We start from the raw sequence: 18,487 nt of genomic DNA on the forward strand, positions 1-18,487 counted from the left end.
GTCATCAATCCAGGTTGCCCACGGCCTGGGTGAAGGTGGCCCAGGAGGCCTCCGGCGACTGGCCTTCGTCGACGCGCTGGATCGCGGTCTGGAACAGCCCGAGAATGTCGGAGTACTTGTCGCCCTTGTACGGCACTCCCACCGGCACCGCTTTCGCCCGATCGGCCAGGATCTGCGCGGTCGGCGCGTCGGCGAAGTAGGGGTCCGGCTTGTTGGCCGAACTCAGCTCCTGTTCGGCGGCCAGATTCGCCGGATACGCGCCGGCGGCGTCGAACGCACCCACCTCCTGCTTGGTGTCGGTGAGCCAGTTGGCGAATTGCTTGGCCTGCTCTTGATGGGCAGACTGCGCGGGAACGGCCAAGAACGACCCGCCCCAGTTGCCACCGCCACCGGGGAACGCATCGGCGATGTCCCAACCGGTCACCGACGGCGCGGATTCCTTGATGTTGGCGAACATCCAACCAGGGCACGGCATGGTCGCAAATCCGTTGTTGGTGAAGTTGGCAGTCCAGTCGTCACTCCATTGCACCGCCCGGGTGGACAGTGTCGGGGCGAACTCGGCCACCGTGGAATACACCTTCTTGAGTCCCGCATTGTCGACGTCGACGGTGTTGTCGCTCGTCTGGAACGGATACTCGACCTGATTGAGCATGGCCTGGGCGATGGATCCGCTGGAGTCATACCACTTGGTCGCGGGTACCTTCTTCACGAACTCCTGACCGAGATCGAAGTAGCTGTCCCATGTTCGGAACATCTTCGCCACCGATTCCCGGTTAGCGGGCAATCCCGCCTGACGGAAGAGATCGGCCCGGTAGCAGATCGCCTCGGGCCCGGCATCGGTCGGATAACCGATCTGTGTGCCGTCGGCGGTCTGGCCGTCCTTGTACTTGTAGGAGACCCATCGATTGTCCAGCGCAGGGTCGGTCAGGTCCGCGAACTGGTCCGATGCACCGTCGGTGAGGAATTGCGGCATTGCGTCGCCTTCGATCGCGACCACGTCGGTCAGACCGGTTCCGGCCTGCAGGTTCGAGGTCAGGGTCTGTTTCCAGGTATCCCACTGCGCGATCTTGGTTTCCTTCACCTTGAACGGACTTGCCGGGTCGCTGTTCCACTGGTCGATCAGGTCGCCGTACCCGAAGTCGCCGAAGGTGGTGATCGTGAGCGTGTCATCTTTTCCGAGCGATGTCTGGGCACCGTCGCCGGCTCCACCGCAGCCGGCCAACAATGCGCCGACGACGCCGACGGTGACTCCCACCGCCATCGCCCCGCGCCACGAATTCGTCTTCCTGGTCACCTGTGTGCCTCTCGCCCGGCGGACTTATGACGACCCCCACGGCGCCGCTTCTTCCGCCAGGGTGTGAGAGCGCTTCCACTCTCGTGACAAAGTCACTATGGTCCAGATCACATTCACATGTCAAGCCCAGCGCAAATCACAGCTCAGCTGTTTGAGAGCGCTTCCATAGGCGTGGCCCTTACGGTCAAGCGGTTGCGCCTACGTCACCACCGCGTACAGCACCAGCAGGTACACCGGCACGATCACATCGAAGAAGAAGATGGGACCGGCATTCCCGGGCGCGAAGTTGCGACGCACCACCATCTCTCGGATATGACCGACGGCCGCACCGAGATAGAACACCGCGAACGCGATGATCGTGGCGAGCCAGAACTCCTTGCCGAAGCCCGGTGCGATGACGCCGAGGACGCCGGTGGCGAGGCTGGCCAGCCCGACCTCCCACTGCCACGGGGTCTTCGCGGGCCACCCGATCGACTCCGCGATCGGCTCACCGAAGAACATGTGTCCGCAACCGGTCATCCAGCCCTGGACTCCGATCATCCATACGATCGAGTTCAACAGCAGGTCTCGGCCGAGGTCTCCGCCCGGTGTCACCACGTCGACGATGGTCGCGATGACCGTTCCCACCAGGCCGACGAACGGCACCAGCCGGATCGAGAACCGCAGCACATGATCGACGCCCGATATCGCCATGGTCGATCAGCCGCCGAGCTGCTTGGCCAGATCCGTCAACACGTCGACGTCCTCGATCGTCGACGGCACCGTGTACTCCTCGTGGTCGGCGATCTGCCGCATCGTCTTGCGCAGGATCTTGCCGGACCGCGTCTTCGGTAGTGCGGGGACCACGGTGACGTCGCGGAAGGTGGCGACGGCCCCGATCTCGTTGCGCACCATCGCCACCAACTCGTCACGCAGCGTGTCCGCCTCGATCTCGACGCCCGCTTTGAGGACCACGTAGCCGCTCGGCCGCTGTCCCTTGAGATCATCGTGGATACCGATGACAGCACATTCCGCCACGGCCGGGTGCGATGCGACGACCGCTTCGATACTTCCCGTCGAAAGGCGGTGCCCGGCAACGTTGATGACGTCGTCGGAGCGCCCGAGCACGAAGACGTAGCCGTCGGCATCCACGTAGCCGGAATCGCCGGTGAGGTAGTAGCCGTCGAAGGCCGACAGGTAGGACTTGCGGTAGCGGTCCTCGTCACGCCACAACCCGGCGAGTGTTCCCGGCGGCAGCGGCAGCGCGATGACGATGTTGCCCTCCTCCCCCGCCCCGAGTTCGTGTCCCTCGGCGTCGAGGACGCCGACGTGGTAGCCCGGGACAGGTACCGTCGGCGACCCGGCCTTGATCGGCATCGGTTCGAGTCCACGCAGATTCGCCGCGATCGCCCACCCGGTCTCGGTCTGCCACCAATGATCGACGACCGGCACGTCCAGGGTCGCGCTCGCCCACTCGAAGGTGTCGGGGTCCAATCGCTCGCCCGCCGCGAAAAGGGTTCGTAGGGACGAGATGTCGTACTTCGCCAGTTCGGCGGCCTCGGGGTCGGTCTTGCGGATCGCCCGAATCGCGGTGGGAGCGGTGAACAGGGCGTTGGCCTTGTGGTCGGCGATCACCCGCCAGAACGCGCCCGCATCCGGTGTGCCCACCGGCTTTCCCTCGTACATCACCGTGGTCGCCCCGATCAGCAAGGGGCCGTAGACGATGTAGGAATGTCCGACGACCCACCCGACGTCGGAGGCCGTCCACCACACATCGCCGGGTTCGATGCCATAGATGTTGCCCATCGACCAGGTGAGCGCCACGGCGTGCCCACCGTTGTCGCGGACGACGCCCTTGGGCTTGCCGGTGGTACCCGAGGTGTAGAGGATGTACAGCGGGTCGGTGGCTGCGACGGGCGTCGGCGCGACCGGCGCGGCATCGGCCATCTGCTCGTCCCAGTCCAACCAACCGTCGTGGTCGGCCGCCGCCCCCGCGACCTGCGGCCGGTTCTTCACGATGACGGTGGCCGGCGGCGACGCCGCCAGCTCGACGGCCTTCGCGACCATCGGGAGGTACTCCACCGTCCGGCCGGGCTCCAGACCACCCGACGCGGTCACGATGGCCACCGGCTCGGCGTCGTCGATACGGGTCGCCAGCTCCGGGGCCGCGAATCCGCCGAACACCACCGAGTGCACCGCGCCGATGCGGGCGCAGGCGAGCATCGCGATGGCCGCCTCGGGGATCATCGGCATGTAGATGATCACCCGGTCGCCGGCCGCCACGCCGGTCCCGGCCAACACGCCCGCGAAACGGGAGACCTCGTCGAGCAGATCTGCGTAGGTGTAGGTCCGTTTCTGCCCGACCATCGCCGAGTCCCAGATCAGGGCGGCGCGGTCGCCGTTGCCCCCCTCGACGTGCCGGTCGAGGGCGTTGTACGACGTGTTGAGCGTGGCGTCGGGAAACCACCGGTACATCGGGGCCGTCGTGTCGTCGAGCGCCCGGGTCGGGGGCGACACCCAGTCGACCGCCTCGGCGGCGCCGAGCCAGAAGGCCTCCCGGTCATCCCACGCCTGTGCGAATGCCTCGTCGTATCGACCCATCGCCATCCCTCTCGCTCGACCCTCTGTCCCACGACTGTGCGGTGTCCCGGTTCGAGGTTAGCGATGTGATGGTTGCCACGGAGTTGCTTGGACGACTGTGCGCCGACCGGTCACCAGCGGGCGTCGAGCGGCACGGTTCGCTCCATCACTCCAGATACTTCTCGACGACGTCCGCCGGCCGAACCGCGGCATCGTCCGGGTTCTCCCCCGCATCCCGCATGCCCTGGCGCTGCCGGAGCAGGTCCCAGCACTGGTCCAACGACACCTCGAGCTCACGTAACCGCTTGTTCTCCTCGTCACGGGAGATCTCGCCACGCCCGAGTTTCGCGCGGAGGTCGTGTTCTTCGGCGATGAGGTCGGTGATGTGCTCGTGGATCGACTTGTCCGTGGCCATGATTCCGACAGTAGACGGCGCGAGGCCGGCGGGCGAGCGACTCAGTACAAGCGCCGACGGACCGCTGACTCCGCGTATGCCCTGTCGAGCTCGGTTTCATCGAGCTCCGGCATCAGTGCCTTGTAGATCGCGGCCGCACTCGGCAGTGCGTCGGGGTTCCAGGTCTCCGGCTTCCACAGTTCCGATCGCAGGAATGCCTTGGCACAGTGGAAGAACACCTCCTCGACGGCGATCTCGACGGCGAGGATCGGCCGCTTGGCCCGGATGGCCAGGTCGTCGAAATACGGACCGTCGTCGACGATCCGCGCCGACCCGTTGATACGCAGGGTGTCGCCGCGCCCGGGAATCACCGACAGCGTGCCGACGCGCCTGTTCTCCACGATGTTCAGATACCCGTCGACGCGTCGGTTCCCGGGACGCTCAGGGATCGCGATATGCGACTCGTCGATGACATGAACCACCTTGCCGGGCGGGTCTCCCTTCGGCGACACGTCGAGTCGCCCGCTCCGGTCCGTGGTCGCGAGAAAGATCATCGGTGTCGCGGCGAGCCAGTCGACGTGCACCTGTCGCAACGATGGCCGGACCTTCTTGGCGACCATCTCGTTCGGGTGGCCGACGATCGCGCGCAGTTGCTCGGCGCTGGTGATCTCCACCCCGCCATCGTCGCATCGACCATCGTCACCGCACCAGTCGATTTCCGGCCGACGATTCACCGAATGAACGCGATCGCGACTCGCGACGGGCGACAATACCCATGTCACAGCACAATCGCACCGAACATGGGAACCACGATGGTCGATGTCGTCACCCGAATCGTGATCGATCGCCCGACCGCACAGGTGGCCGAGTACGCCCGCGACCCGGCGAACGCAACGCACTGGTACCAGAACATCGTCTCCTCCACCTTGGTCACGCCACCCCCGCTTCGGGTGGGCAGCGAGATCGCGTTCGTGGCGCACTTTCTCGGGCGACGACTCGAATACACCTACGAAGTGGCCGAGGTTGCCGACGACCGACGGTTCGTCATGCGCACGAGCGACGGTCCGTTCGCGATGGAAACGATCTACGAATGGGAACCGGTCACCGAGGGTACGACCCGGATGACGCTGCGTAACCGCGGCGACCCCAGCGGATTCTCGGCGATCATCGCACCGTTCATGTCCATCGCGATGCGTCGGGCGAACCGAAACGACCTGCGCCGGATCAAGCAGCTGCTCGAACGACAGCGATGACGCGATCGCGGTCAGAAACCGCCGTGAGCTGCGTGAACCTTCGAACACGGCCGGTCGCACGGGACTATCGTCGACACATGGACCAGTCGGCGTTCTACGGGGTCGTCGCCGCGACCAATTTCACCCTCCTGGGTCTGTGGTGGGTGGCCATCAAGGACCGTGACGACCTCGGCGGTCCCACCGGCACCGGAGCGCGCATGGCTTATCTGGTGTCGCTGCAATTCGCCATCCCGGCCGCCATGTCGTTGCTCGCTCAAGTCGCACCCGAGATCCCCGCGGTCTGGCGCATCTCGTTCGCGCTGTCCGGAATCCTCGGCGCGATCGGGATCGCCCTGCTGGCGTATCAGTTCGCTCGGCGCACCGACACCACGGTGCTGCCGTGGGTCTTCGGCGTGATCGGCGTACCGCTGTACCTGGCCGTCGTTCTGGTGGCCCTGTGGCCCGGAGTCGCCGCCGCGGTGGGACTCGCCCTCACCTCGATCGAGCTCGAGGGCCTGATCGTCAGCCTCATCGTCGTCCTGGGAGTACAGGAGGCCTGGTTCGTGGCAATGACGCCGCGGCATGTCGACCCGATCGAGGTCGACCGCACGATCCGCAGTTAGCAAGGTCCCGAACACGTTCACCCCCAACGCAAGGAGCACCATGTCCGACGTCGTCTTCATCCATGGCCTCTGGGTCTCCCAGACGGCCTGGCAGCCGTGGATCGACCGTTTCGCCGAGCACGGACACCGTGGCGTCGCGCCCGCGTGGCCCGGCGAGGCGGACACGGTCGAGGCCACCCGCAAGGATCCGGGGGCGCAAGCGGGTGTCGGCATCGACGACATCACCGCGCATTTCGCCGACGCAGCGGGACAGTTCTCGAGTCCACCCATCGTGATCGGCCACTCGTTCGGTGGGTTGATCGCACAGAAGCTCCTGAGCCAGAACAAGGCCGCCGCCGCCGTGGCCATCGATCCGGCCCCGATCAAGGGCGTCAAACCCCTACCGTTGTCACAGCTTCGCTCCGCGTCGCCGGTGCTGGGGAACCCGTTGAACAGGGGACGCGCAAAAGCCCTGTCGGTCAGCCAGTTCCGCTACGCGTTCGGCAACACGTTGAGCGCCGAGGAGTCCGACGCGCTGTGGGAGAAGTGGGCGATCCCGTCGCCGGGCAAGCCGCTCTTCGAAGCCGCCGTCGCGAACTTCGCCCCTCATTCACCCGCCGCCGTCGACACGAAGAACGCCTCGCGCGGGCCGTTGCTGATCACATCGGGCACCGAGGATCACACCGTTCCGGATGTCAGTGCGCATGCCGCGTACAAGCGGTATGCGAAGTCGGCGGCAGTCACCGATTTCCATCGATTCGAGGGCCGCGGGCATTCGCTGACCATCGACCACGGTTGGCCGGAAGTGGCCGATGTGGTCCTCGCCTGGCTCGCCGAGCATCCCGTCGGCCAGAGCTGAGGACGAGGTTTTGTCAGTCATCGAGGACGGCGTCTCTTCGGTCGCGACCACCCGTCGCTGACGCTGATAGCGAGAACCCCCGCCCGGGCATCCCGGACGGGGTTCTCGTCGTGGTAGCGGGGACAGGATTTGAACCTGCGACCTCTGGGTTATGAGCCCAGCGAGCTACCGAGCTGCTCCACCCCGCGTTGCAGAAACCAACAATACACACCTCCGCCAGCGCCGCGAGCACACCCCCCGACGCGGCGAACGGATCGGCGATATCGAGTCTCTGGCCACCGCCGGCAGAGCCCAGAAGGACAGGCACGGTCGGGCTCGCGAACACCCAGACGAAAAGCGAGAACCCCCGCCCGGGCATCCCGGGCGGGGGTTCTCGTCGTGGTAGTCCTAGCTGGCGCCAAGGCCAACACCCCAAGGATCGCCGATCATCGCCCTGACCAGGTACAGCCGGAACATCGGCATCCCCGATCGCGGATCACTGAGCAGACTCGGCGCGACGTAGTCCGGCTCTACGAAGAAGGCATGACGAGCCGAGGCGTCGCTGAGGAGATCGGAATCGGACGGACGACTGTCCTGAACATCCTCAGGCACTCCGGTGCCAAGGTACGGCCTCACGGGGCACGGTACTAAGTCCCTAGAACCCGTAGAGGTGCTGTCGTGCGTTGAATGCGTCCGGGCCGCCCTCCAGTAGGTTTTCCGCATAGGACCGAATCTTCTTGTCGTCAAGGGATCCGATCCCGCCTTCGGCTGGCCAACCGTGATGGCCGTCACCTTCCAGGGTCACAATCAATTCAGCGTCACCGAGAACCGGAACGTTCGCATTGTGCGTACTCGCGATGATCTGGCGTTTGCCCTTTAGACTACGAAGATTCGTGACGATCCCGTCGTACACGAACCGATTGTCTAGGTCGTCCTCTGGTTGGTCGATAATGAGCGGCGCATCTGAGCCCGTGAGCAACAGAAGTAGCAGAGCTGTCGCCTTCTGACCTTTCGAGAGTCGACTCATGCTCTTGTAATCACGCGTCCCGCTGCCGAAGCCTACGTCCAGCTTCACGTCAACAGCGAGGCCAACGTTCAGCTCCTCCAGCGCCCGGAATAGTGCTTCTCCTCCATCGATTACGCTGTGCGCCTGGGCCCCTTTGACTCCAAAGCCGGCCAGATCGTCGGCACCCTTGCGTGCTGCTGCAACGAACGACCTGGGCGAGAAATCTTCGGAATCGATGGCCGCCATGATGTTGTTGCGCTGACCAGTGACGGATTTGTTCACAACAGCTTTGATGTGATCCCGGTGTTGCGTCGGGACCGGCTGCACAATTACGACTCCTGCGGTGGCTTTGTTCGCGGAGCGAACGGCCTCACGGAGTCGCTCCCTCTGTCGATGCTCATGATCGTGAAGCTCACCCAGCAATACGACTCGCTCGGCCTTCAGATCATGGATAGTCGCATCGATCTGTTCCCGTCGTGGAACTTTTGCCTTAAGTGCCTGAAGGTTCTGCTTTGTCGTGACGAACTTGTCTGGTTTCAGACCTTGCTCATGAAGGACTCGAAGCACCTCCTGGTACTCCTCGCGCTTCCCGGCAGTTGCCTTGATCCAGTCTTCCTTCGCCTTGGATACAGCTGCTTCAGCGTCATTTAGCGCAATTTGAGCCTGCGCCGCGAGTGCGGCAAGTTTCGACGCCAGCTCCGATGTTGCCGCCGTTGCGCGATCCAAAATCGCCTTCTGGGATGAGTCGTCAATTCCCTCATACGGAGCATTTAGACCGTTTTCCAGCTGCGGGTCAGCAATGGCATCCACGACAGCTCGGACATCGTCAAACCGCGATGACGCCTCCGTGAATACCGCCTCGTCATGGGCAAGCCTCTGTTGATCAGCAAGCTTAGTAGGCACATCAGTCGAGTCGTACTGGCGAACTTGTTCCTCGAGGCGCGTCATCGCTGACAACTCCTCCTCAAGCAGCATCTTCGAATTCTCGGCTTTGTTCAGCTTCTCGCGATTTTCCGTAAGATCGGCCAGTGTCTTCTGATGCGCTTCGTCAGGCCCATCTGATCCCGTAAAGCGCTGCAGCATTGTGGCGACACGTTCAGAATCTGTCGCAAGTTCCGCAAGCTCATGTTGGCCATAGATTTCGACTTTTGGAAGTATGTCCTCGGGCCTCTGATTAGTGGCGGTTCCACTCGCATCCTTGACAACAGACGGCTCGTTCACGACTCGCTCGATAGTGTACCTCTGCGGTGTCGGCACCGATGTTTCGACAACAACCCGTACAATGGTGCCCGATTTCAAAACTTCTCGTACGATGAGTCTGAAGTCGTCAGAAACCTGCTTTCCAATCGGATCGATTCCGAGCGCAAATCGAAGACTCTCGATCGCCGTCGACTTGCCCGTACCACGTCCACCAATGAACGTAGTCAAGTCCTCCGAAAGCGGAAGTGTAACCCCGTCGAGAAATCCGCCCGTCCACGAGATCTCGCGCAGTAGGGTGCGAGGAACTGCCGTGGGGTCGTTGAGTTTCACTCGAGTCTCGGGTGTCCGGATTGCGTGCTTCAAGCTCTCAAGCGAATCCGTGCTCATCTTGTACCAGCTCGTCGAGCCGAGCTTCTTGAGATCAGAAGGACCCATTACATCGTCAGCATGAAGAATTGCCAATCGATGTTTGCGCTCGAAAGGCTTTTGGTTTGAAGCGATCTTGTTTTGATTTACCGCGTCAGTAAGGTCAGGACTTATTCCGATAGCATTCAGGTCCGGGTGCAGAATCATCTGCTCTAAAGATTGACCACTCATCCTGCACAAGAGTCCACTCGGGTCTGCGTTGGCATGTGCGGGCACAACCAGCGCTCCCAGCTCCGACATCTTCTCCACGATATGTTTGTAACCGCACGATCCAGGGCCCGACCCGGTTCCGGGCTTCGATCCGCAGATTCCGATGGCTGCATTGATCTCTGCCCAACTTGTCCCGGCATCGAATATGACAAGAATGTGAATTCCCTCTGACGAGTTCGCTTCGAATCCAGGGAGAGCAATAATTCCACGCTCGGCCGCAGCCCCAATTAGTCCCGCTGCGCTCTCAGCGCACCAGTGATCAGTGACTGCGATCAATCCGATTCCGAGCGTTTCACATTCGTCGAGCAGCGCGTTGTTGTAATCAGCCTCCGAACTAAAAGACGTCGATGGTTGATTCTTGCCTTTGTACTCGTAAGGATTTACCTGAAGTGCCGCCCGCACCCAACGAGCACCCGGCAATGGATCAGTCACTGGCACCTATTCCCACTCCTCTGCACCAAGCGGTGCAGCATTCAATTGGTCTCGACGACTCCGCCAATCCGGCAGGTGCTGGTCCATCAACGTCGTAAACCGCTCCCCGTGGTTGCGTTCGAAGTAGTGCGTCATCTCGTGGACGACGATGTATTCGAGGCAGTCGGGGTGTTTCTTGGCGAGTTCGACGTTGAACCAGATGTGCCTGGTTTCGCGGTTGCATGACCCCCACTTGGTCTTCATGCGTCGAATCGACCACTTGGGGACGGTCACGCCGAGCTTGTCCTCCCAGGTGGTGATCAAATCGGGTAGGGCATGTCGAAGCTGTTCGCGGTACCACTGGTCGAGGTAGCTGCGGCGCTTCTCGGAATCGGTCCCGGGCGGCACATAGAGGACGAGTCGATCACCTTCCGGCTCGAGGTGCGCCCGGCCGGGACGCTCAACGACCTTGAGACGCTTACGAACGCCCCATACGTAGTGGCTCTCCCCCGTTGTCATCTCACGCTCACTCTGGCGCGGAGCGGCTGTGAGCTGCTCACGCTGGCGCTTGATCCACGGAAGTCGCTGGATGACCGCGAGACGCACCTGCTCATCGTCGAGCCGATTCGGCGCTGCGACGCGGACGCGACCGAGTGGCGGGTAGACGCCGATGTGGAGGTTCTTGATGTCTTTGTAGATCACATCGACATCGATGCCTCGAATGCTGAGATAGGCGCTAGCGGTACTCATCGCGAGTCTTCACCAGATTGAATACCTCATCGAGCTTGTCGTCGCCGTAGTCGTCGGGCAGGGTCCGGCGCAGCGCCCTCTTGACGACCTTTTCCTTGAGCGGGTTGCCGACCCACGCGTCGGGCTTCGTCGTCCGCACTGCTTCGTCGAGGCTGCGTGCAATCGCAACGTCAGGCCAGGCGAAATCGACAAGTGCTTTGCGAGCACCGTCGTTTACCCAGTCCGGGTAGTCGTGACCGGTTCCTACGCCAGTGCCGAGCTTCTTGGCGGCTTCCAGCAGCTTGGCCAGATATGCCTGGTAGTCGATGGCCTGTTGGCGGCGTTCCTCGATGATGGCGTCGAGCAGTTCGCTCATCTTGTCGTAGTACTTCGGGTTCATGGCGTGCTCGTCGATGATCACCTTGCGCATGTTGTTGGTGATCGTCTCGGCGACCGCTTCGGGGTCCTTCTTGATCCCGGGTGGCAGCTTGTCGATCGCGCCCGCCCCGAGCTTGACGATCAAGTCGACCAGGCCAGTGTCTTCGAAATCTGACACGACTTCGCTGGCGTCTGCCCGGATGTAGGTATCGAGTAGGTAGCGCATCCCGGCTTCGTACTGTTTGAAGTCGATATCCTCGCCAGCGCCAAGCTTCACCTCGGCACGCACATCGATGTAGTGCGCGATCTCCGTCTTGATCGCGGCAGCCTCGGCCTCGCTGTAGCCGGCGTCGGTCATCTCGTTGGCAAGATTGCTGTACGCGCGGGATACCGCCGACACTGCTTTATACAGTTCGACACGCTTCGGTTCGTTGGCTTTGAGCTGCTCGGCGTTGCCCTGGTCTTTGGCGCAGAAGTACTGCTGGTACTGCAGCGTGCCCTTGGGCGGTGCGACAGGCTCGACGAGCGCGCGGATACGTTCGAGTGCGTCATCGAGGTCTTCGCGTGACTTCTCGATGCGGTCACTCAGCAGGCCGTCGATGTCTTTCTTCTCGTACCCGTCGAGGGCACCGGACGTGTAATCGGTGATGGCGTCTTCGAGTGAGTTGAAGAGGTCCTGGTAGTCGACGATATAGCCGTAGTCCTTGTCTTCGCCATCAAGTCGGTTGACACGGCAGATCGCCTGGAACAGGCCATGATCGCGCATCTTCTTGTCGATGTAGAGGTACGTGGCGCTGGGTGCGTCAAACCCCGTCAGGAGCTTGTCGACCACGATCAGCAGTCGCATCTGCCCGGGGCTTTTGACGAACTGCTCCTTGACTTCTTTCTCGAACTGCTCGACCTTGCCCATCGCGGCGTCTTCGGACTCGCCGAAGTAGTCGGCCAGCATGCGTCGGTAGATGTCATATTGGCGCAGCTTCTCGGTCTTACCTTCGCCGGAGTCTTCCTTGGAGATGTCGCTGGCATTCGGGGTGTAGCTGGTGACGATCGCGCACTTGCCCTTGAGGTCAGTGGCGTTGAACAGTTCATAGAACTTGCAGGCTTGGTAGATCGATGAGCCGACCAGCATGGCGTTGCCGCGCTTCTCCATCAGGCGTGGCCTGGTCTCCATGTCCATCAGGATGTCGTCGACGATCTGCCGGGCACGCGGCTCGCTGGACACAACCTTCTGCATCGTGCCCCAGCGCTTCTTCAGCTCGGCCTTCGATAGGTCGGTCATGCCCCTGGTCTTGGCTTCGAACCACTTGTCGACCTTGTCGGGCGAGGTGAGGTCCTGGTCGATGTTTCGCGCCTCGTATCGCAGGTCGAGCACCACACCGTCCTCGACGGCTTCGTCGAACTTGTAGGTGTGGATGAACGAGCCAAATGTTTCGATGCTGGTTGCCTTATCGGCTTTGAGTAGTGGTGTGCCGGTGAAGCCGATGAACATCGCTCCAGGCAGCAGTTCCTTCATGGCGGTGTGCATCTTGCCCGACTGCGTGCGGTGCGCCTCGTCGACGAAAACGAAGATGTTGCCTTTGGCCTTGAAGTCCTTCGGAATCTTAGCGTTAAGTTCTTTGATGAAGTCAGCTGTCGCGTCGTCATCCTCGGCGTCGGTGTCGGCTCCGCGGAACTTGTGCACCAGCGAGCAGATCAGCCACTCTTCGGACGTGTTGAGGGTGCCGATAAGGTCTGAGCCGCTCTTGGTGCGGTAGATCTGCTCGTTGACGCCGTTGAACACGCCCTCGATCTGGTCGTCCAACTCGGTGCGGTCGGTGATCAGTAGAACCCTCGCATCGTCCTGATGTTCCCGAATCCACTTGGCCAGCCACACCATCGTCAAGCTCTTACCCGAGCCCTGGGTGTGCCAAATAATCCCGCCTTCACGCTTGGCGATGCGCTCCTGCGCAGCCTTCACACCGAAATACTGGTTGTGACGCGGACCTTTCTTCACGCCAGCGTCGAACACGATGAAGTCGTGAATGAGTTCCAGGAATCGATCCTTATTGCACAGTTGCAGCAGGGCCCGGTCGAGTGGGTCTTCGACGTCCGACGGCTGTTTCCACTCCAGCCAGTACTTCTCAGGTGTGTCGATCACGCCGTAGCGCAGCCCTTCGACATCGTTGCCGGCGAAGACGAACTGAACGGTCGAGAAGAACGAGCGGATGAACTGCTTGTCTTGGTTGCCGATCGTCTGCCGGATACCTTCAGAGACTGCGACTTTCGATCGCTTGAGCTCAAGCGTTCCCAGTGCGAGACCGTTCACGTAGAACACGATGTCGGGGCGCTTGGTGTGTTCCCCAGCGATCGTAACCTCTTCGGCTAACGCGAAGTGATTCGCCTCAGGCGTTGCCCAGTCGACCAGCCAGACAGTCTCGGACTTCTCACCGGCGCCCGGCTGTACCTTCACGCCGTAGCGGAGCAGGCTGTAGACATCCTTGTTGGCCTCGTACAAGTCATGCCCAGCACCCACCGCTGCAGCCTTGGCGAGCTTGTCGAGGGCACGATTGATGAGGTTGTCGTCGTAACCGCGCGCCTTAAGATTTTGAATCAGAAGCTGCCGCTCAATGTTCGAGTTTCCGTCGCGGTACTCCCAATTGCCGAGGTATTCGTAGCCAAGCTGCTCGCGAAACAGTCGAACAACGCGATCCTGTGCCTTGCGTTCGATCTGGCCCACATCACTCACGAGGCAACCTCCACCTCAGACGCGTCAACCCAGCGTGCAAGCACGCTCAATGCGGCCAGGTACTCCAGTGCTCCCTGTTCCGGGAGTTCTTGATCGGCTTCGTGGCTCAGCGGGTTGCGGATACCAGCGAAGACACCTTCAGCCAGGCTCATTGCACCACGCTGCACCGACTTGTACGTATCGCTACCATCGTCCTTCATCCGGCGCAGGCGTACCTTTCCAGGCTTCGGTTCATCAAGCGAGAACCCCTGCTTGAACAGGTCGGTCTCACTCACATCGCGACGAGCGATTTTGTTCTGCGTTTCAGCGTTTAGCTTTCGAATCGCTCCACCGACAGCCTCACGATAGTGGCCCGACTGCCAGAGCGACTTGGCACCCTCCCATATCCACGGATGAAGTTCGGCGGCAGAGAGTTCTGGCGCGTTCTCGCCAAGGTTCTCCTCAATCTCCTGCTTGCGAACGAGCTCCTCTCGCGCACGAATGGCCGCCTCGCGATGCTGCGCCCATCGGTTATTAGCAGAATCTTCCGGAACGTCGGTGCGCCAATGCGGAAGTACTCGATCAAGAATCTGCTCGATGACCGCTGCTTGCTTCGTGACTTCAACATCTGGCGCCGCCGTAACGTCCGCACTCGAGATCGACACCCAACCGTTGCCTGAGCTGCTGGCGTTACGCATCACAGTCTGCTGTATAAACTTGTCCAGCTCAGCAACAACCCACTCGACATTCACGACGTCACCTCCACAGGCAGACGGGTGCGGCCAGTCAGGAGTTGCTGCATCATGCCAGTCTTGATCGCGTGGGCCTTTGTGAGTCGATTTTCGAGTACCGCCACCTCTGACTCCGCATCATCTAGCACCCGAACGAGGGCATTTTGTTCGTCACGGGAAGGCAGTCGTAAACCGAAGTTCTTGAAGGTCGGAAGACGGAGCGAGTCGACCGTGGCTTTGACGCTGTTCTCCATCGCGTGATCGCCGAAGTACTGACGCATGAAGTAATAGACAAATCTTCCGTTCACATCCACCGCGAAATCACTAATTTTGTACACACGTTGGTGCACTTCGAACTTCCCGTTCAGGTAATGAAAGATCGATCCGATGCCGCCCTCGCCTGGCACGAGTATGGCTTCGCAGTCGTACGAGTAGGAGTCAATACGCTCGACCGTCGCAGATCTGACGAAAAAGGGATACTGCCCGCCAGCCTTCTTGTCTTGGTTGTTTCTGGAGCCGGTTTTGATACGAGCCACTTCACCAAGAGACCGCTCAGCCCACGAAGCGGTGAAGTATGGTAGGCGAGTGCGGCCGGTCAGGAGTTGCTGCATCATGCCCTGCTTGATCGCCTGCTTCTTGGCGATGAGGCGTTCGAGAGTCGCGATCAGATCGTCGGCATGCTGGAGTGCATCGCCAATCCGACGCTGCTCGGCTACGGAAGGTAGTGGCAGCGGCATCAGAACGAACTTCTCACGCGGCAAGTGAGCGATGCTTGTTTGAGTTACATAATCAGAGAACGCGCCAGTAGAGGACCAATATTGCAGCAAAGCCTGCATCACTCGTGCGTCGTAGCCCCTCTTCGGGCGCAGTCGATGAAGCGCCTTCTGGAAGTAGCACTCGGGCAACTGGTTTCGCCAGATTGCAGCTCGCCCGACTTCGCCACCTTCACATACCAGAAGGTCATTCTCCCTCAAACGGTAACGCGTTAGATCTGAACGCGTCATAGGCACAACGCCTCCAGCCGAAACGTCAATTCGTCCCCACTGAACTGCCCGGTTCCCCAGGTATGGCTTTGGAACACCAACATTCTTGGCTGCGTCGAGCATCTTCCCGAGCTGCATGTCGAATTGTTCGCCTACGGTTGAAGTAGCCCAGGTTTCGGTCACAGTTCAACCCCCATTGCGGCAAGGTGGGCCGAGACCTGCGCCTCAAGACCTGTCAGCTCGGCGTCGAGGTCACCGACAGTCGCCGCGTACCGCTCGCCGAGCTGCTGAATGCGCGCGACAAGGTCAAGAGTGAGTGCTTCGACTTCGCCAGCAACACGGCGCACAACGGTGGCCTGCCACTTGTCGTCGACCACCAGCGTCCTGATGTCGTTCTCGGTCAGGTCGCCATACTTCTTGAGCGCGGCGAAGTTGAGTTCCGCCTGGGCGTCTTTGACGGCTTTCTTGGCGGCGGCTTCTGCACTGTACAGCTTGATGGCGTGATGCAATGCTTTGATTTCGTCGGGATCTCCGCCACTCTTGATCGCCTTGAGACGTGCGGCCACGAGTGCCTTGGAAATCTTGTCGTCGTCCATAGCATCGGCGAGTATTCCGTCCTCGACCGCATGTTCTTCGATGTATTCCTCGACCGCGCGGGTGGTTTCTTCAGCAGCAGCGGTCAGCTCGTCGATCTTGGCCTGTTCATCAGCGAAGAAGCGGGCCACAACCAGGGCTGATGGGATGAGATCCATTTTGTACTTCTGCGCGTTCTTGCCGCTGCCGATCGTGAGGTCAGGTTCCTCGGTGAGTTTGCGTTCTTTGTCGTTGATCGTCAGTCGCGGCTTGGCAGCGCCTGGCCAGCCGTCGGCCATGATCAGGTAGACGTCGTCGTGCATCGTGTCGTGCCAGTAGGCCATGAGCTGCTCGTAGACGTCGTACTCGTCGAGCAGCGGCATCGGCTTGAAGCGATCCAGTAGATCGTCGCCGATCGTGACGATCAGGTCGGTTGGCTTCGTGTTGGCGTCGATCGCCGCGAGTGTGTCTCTATGATCGTCAAACCAATCAGCAGTAATAGACCGCGCTTCGCCTGCGAGCTTTTGAAACTCGGGTGAGTCGAGGATTGCCTTTTGCACCTCGCTGACGTCAAGTGCCAGATCGCTGTATCCCGGGCGGTTCGCAGTGAAGAGCTGCTTGCGCAGCTGCGGAAAGGCCTGCCAGTACTCGTCGAGTAGGTCGAGGTCACGATCAGGGATGCCGCCGTGCAGGTGTGCGTGCAAGTCCTGTAGATCCTCGGGCTCAGAGGAGTCGATGTAGCGCGGGATGTTGAGGTTGTAGTCATTCTTCGGGTCGGCGATCTCGCTCATCGGCACCATGCGCGAGTAGCGGTCGATCTCACGCTGGTTGTTGAACGTGTCGACGATCTTGTGGATGTCCTGGCTACGGAGGCGATTCTTGTTGCCGTCCTTCATGAAGCCTTTGGACGCGTCGATCATGAACACGCCAGCGCGTCCGACCGCGTTCTCCTTGTCGAGGATGACGATGCAGGCGGGGATGCCGGTGCCGTAGAACAAGTTGGCGGGCAGGCCGATGATGCCCTTTACGAAGCCGTGTTGCAGGAGTCGCTTGCGGATGCCGGCTTCAGCGTGGCCGCGAAACAGCACGCCGTGCGGCAGGATGATCGCGCCCTTGCCCGTGCTCTTGAGAGATGTCAGCGCATGGAGCAGGAACGCGTAGTCGCCGTTCTTCTCAGGCGGACGACCGTACTCGAAGCGGTTGTAGTCGTTCTGGAGGCCGTTGTTCCATGACTTCACGGAGAACGGCGGGTTCATGACCACAAAGTCGAATGTCTTGAGGTGGTTTCCCGTTGCGGTGTGCGGACTCGTGATGGTGTCGCCCTTATAGATCTCCGCGATCTCGTTGCCGTGCAGGATCATGTTCATCTTGGAAAGCGCCCAGGTGGCGTTGTCTTTCTCCTGGCCGTATACCGACATACCGCGCGGCGCCTCCGCTGCCGCTTTGAGTAGCAGCGAGCCGGAACCGCAGGCCGGGTCGTAGACGGTCTGATCCTGGCGCGTGCTCGGACCTATGCCGACGACCTTCGCGAGGATTCGCGATACTTCGGCCGGGGTGTAGAACTGACCCTTGCTCTTGCCGGACTCCGTGGCGAAGTGACGCATGAGGTACTCGTAGGCGTCACCAAGCAGGTCATCGCCCTCGGCGCGGGAACCTCGGAAGTCGAGATCGTTGAAGATCGTTACCAGCTTAGAAAGGCGATCGACCATCTCCTTGCCCTTGCCGAGCTTCTCCTCGTCGTTGAAGCTCGCGATGTCGATCACGTTGACGAGACCGTTGGCCTGCGCCAGCGCACCGATGATCTTGTCGAATCTGTCGCCGATGTCGGGCTTACCCTTCACAGCCAGCATGTCGTCGAACGAACCACCGTCGGGAACGTCGATCAGGCTGGCCGAGTCGGCCTTCGCCTTGTCGGAGACGTACTTCACGAACAGCAACGTGAGGATGTAGTCCTTGTACTGCGAGGCATCCATGCCGCCTCGAAGCTGGTCGCAACTTGCCCACAGGGATGAGTAGAGGTCCGACTTCTTGAGTGCCACAGCTGGTCTACCTTTGTTTTCTCCAGGCATACTCTGATGCCATTTTACCATTAGTTCGAACAAATGTGCGAAGAATCACACTCGTGCTGCATCGACGCGTGAACAGCATGTCAAACCTGTCGGACATTGGATGCCGGACACGGCGACATCACCCAAGACAGCGGCTGCGAGATCAAGA

Annotated in this window: 15 protein-coding genes and 1 tRNA gene; 4 read left to right on the forward strand and 12 right to left on the reverse strand. The window is 61.0% G+C overall.

All coding sequences use genetic code 11. The features are described 5' to 3' along the window. Positions 1-4: 4 nt before the first annotated feature. The 5 genes from ACVT6V_RS23760 to ACVT6V_RS23780 form a co-directional block, all read right to left on the reverse strand. Positions 5-1,294, reverse strand: coding sequence for an ABC transporter substrate-binding protein (locus ACVT6V_RS23760; protein ID WP_489896546.1), 1,290 nt, complete (start codon positions 1,292-1,294; stop codon positions 5-7). Positions 1,295-1,492: 198 nt separating this feature from the next. Then, positions 1,493-1,987, reverse strand: coding sequence for a DUF6790 family protein (locus ACVT6V_RS23765; protein WP_489896547.1), 495 nt, complete (start codon positions 1,985-1,987; stop codon positions 1,493-1,495). Between the two features lie 6 nt (positions 1,988-1,993). Then, positions 1,994-3,874: a propionyl-CoA synthetase gene (locus ACVT6V_RS23770; protein ID WP_489896548.1), complete on the reverse strand. Its 1,881-nt coding sequence runs from the start codon at positions 3,872-3,874 to the stop codon at positions 1,994-1,996. A 145-nt stretch (positions 3,875-4,019) separates the two neighbouring features. Then, positions 4,020-4,268 carry a DUF2630 family protein gene (locus ACVT6V_RS23775; RefSeq protein WP_489896549.1) on the reverse strand — a complete coding sequence of 83 codons (249 nt, stop codon included), beginning with the start codon at positions 4,266-4,268 and terminating at the stop codon, positions 4,020-4,022. 41 nt (positions 4,269-4,309) lie between these two features. Beyond that, positions 4,310-4,921 (reverse strand): MSMEG_1061 family FMN-dependent PPOX-type flavoprotein, encoded by a 612-nt coding sequence (locus tag ACVT6V_RS23780; RefSeq protein ID WP_489896550.1) that lies wholly within the window; start codon positions 4,919-4,921, stop codon positions 4,310-4,312. Positions 4,922-5,047: 126 nt separating this feature from the next. On the opposite strand from ACVT6V_RS23780, the gene ACVT6V_RS23785 reads away from it, so the two are divergent. From ACVT6V_RS23785 to ACVT6V_RS23795, 3 genes are all read left to right on the forward strand, one after another. Then, positions 5,048-5,500: an SRPBCC family protein gene (locus tag ACVT6V_RS23785; protein ID WP_489896551.1), complete on the forward strand. Its 453-nt coding sequence runs from the start codon at positions 5,048-5,050 to the stop codon at positions 5,498-5,500. 77 nt (positions 5,501-5,577) lie between these two features. Next, complete coding sequence (locus tag ACVT6V_RS23790) at positions 5,578-6,102, forward strand: hypothetical protein (protein ID WP_489896552.1); 525 nt, start codon at positions 5,578-5,580, stop codon at positions 6,100-6,102. A 40-nt stretch (positions 6,103-6,142) separates the two neighbouring features. Next, the gene (locus ACVT6V_RS23795; RefSeq protein ID WP_489896553.1) at positions 6,143-6,940 is read left to right on the forward strand and encodes an alpha/beta hydrolase; all 798 of its coding nucleotides are present in this window, start codon (positions 6,143-6,145) and stop codon (positions 6,938-6,940) included. A gap of 111 nt (positions 6,941-7,051) precedes the next feature. On the opposite strand, the gene ACVT6V_RS23800 is transcribed toward ACVT6V_RS23795, so the two are convergent. After that, positions 7,052-7,128 (reverse strand) — tRNA-Met (locus tag ACVT6V_RS23800). A gap of 190 nt (positions 7,129-7,318) precedes the next feature. On the opposite strand from ACVT6V_RS23800, the gene ACVT6V_RS23805 reads away from it, so the two are divergent. Further along, positions 7,319-7,570 (forward strand): helix-turn-helix domain-containing protein, encoded by a 252-nt coding sequence (locus ACVT6V_RS23805; protein ID WP_489896554.1) that lies wholly within the window; start codon positions 7,319-7,321, stop codon positions 7,568-7,570. 4 nt (positions 7,571-7,574) lie between these two features. On the opposite strand, the gene ACVT6V_RS23810 is transcribed toward ACVT6V_RS23805, so the two are convergent. From ACVT6V_RS23810 to ACVT6V_RS23835, 6 genes are read right to left on the reverse strand one after another with little or no spacing between them, the layout of a single operon-like run. Next, the gene (locus tag ACVT6V_RS23810; protein WP_489896555.1) at positions 7,575-10,199 is read right to left on the reverse strand and encodes a TrlF family AAA-like ATPase; all 2,625 of its coding nucleotides are present in this window, start codon (positions 10,197-10,199) and stop codon (positions 7,575-7,577) included. After that, positions 10,200-10,922, reverse strand: a complete 723-nt coding sequence (locus ACVT6V_RS23815) for a M48 family metallopeptidase (protein WP_489896556.1) — start codon at positions 10,920-10,922, stop codon at positions 10,200-10,202. Beyond that, positions 10,909-14,004 carry a type I restriction endonuclease subunit R gene (locus ACVT6V_RS23820; protein WP_489896557.1) on the reverse strand — a complete coding sequence of 1,032 codons (3,096 nt, stop codon included), beginning with the start codon at positions 14,002-14,004 and terminating at the stop codon, positions 10,909-10,911. The genes ACVT6V_RS23815 and ACVT6V_RS23820 overlap by 14 nt, the downstream gene beginning before the upstream one ends. After that, a complete protein-coding gene (locus tag ACVT6V_RS23825) occupies positions 14,001-14,735 on the reverse strand; it encodes a TIGR02391 family protein (protein ID WP_489896559.1) in 735 nt (244 codons plus the stop codon). The genes ACVT6V_RS23820 and ACVT6V_RS23825 overlap by 4 nt, the downstream gene beginning before the upstream one ends. Beyond that, positions 14,732-15,880, reverse strand: a complete 1,149-nt coding sequence (locus tag ACVT6V_RS23830; protein ID WP_489896560.1) for a restriction endonuclease subunit S — start codon at positions 15,878-15,880, stop codon at positions 14,732-14,734. The genes ACVT6V_RS23825 and ACVT6V_RS23830 overlap by 4 nt, the downstream gene beginning before the upstream one ends. Continuing rightward, complete coding sequence (locus ACVT6V_RS23835; protein ID WP_489896561.1) at positions 15,877-18,309, reverse strand: type I restriction-modification system subunit M; 2,433 nt, start codon at positions 18,307-18,309, stop codon at positions 15,877-15,879. The genes ACVT6V_RS23830 and ACVT6V_RS23835 overlap by 4 nt, the downstream gene beginning before the upstream one ends. Between the last annotated feature and the right edge of the window lie 178 nt (positions 18,310-18,487).

This window comes from Gordonia sp. LMA167 (assembly GCF_058130025.1).

Bases quoted from the DNA above. Each gene is read 5' to 3' on its own strand.
- ACVT6V_RS23765 (WP_489896547.1), bottom strand. From the start codon at position 1,987: ATGGCGATATCGGGCGTCGATCATGTGCTGCGGTTCTCGATCCGGCTG.
- ACVT6V_RS23770 (WP_489896548.1), bottom strand. From the start codon at position 3,874: ATGGGTCGATACGACGAGGCATTCGCACAGGCGTGGGATGACCGGGAG.
- ACVT6V_RS23775 (WP_489896549.1), bottom strand. From the start codon at position 4,268: ATGGCCACGGACAAGTCGATCCACGAGCACATCACCGACCTCATCGCC.
- ACVT6V_RS23785 (WP_489896551.1), top strand. From the start codon at position 5,048: ATGGGAACCACGATGGTCGATGTCGTCACCCGAATCGTGATCGATCGC.
- ACVT6V_RS23790 (WP_489896552.1), top strand. From the start codon at position 5,578: ATGGACCAGTCGGCGTTCTACGGGGTCGTCGCCGCGACCAATTTCACC.
- ACVT6V_RS23795 (WP_489896553.1), top strand. From the start codon at position 6,143: ATGTCCGACGTCGTCTTCATCCATGGCCTCTGGGTCTCCCAGACGGCC.
- ACVT6V_RS23815 (WP_489896556.1), bottom strand. From the start codon at position 10,922: ATGAGTACCGCTAGCGCCTATCTCAGCATTCGAGGCATCGATGTCGAT.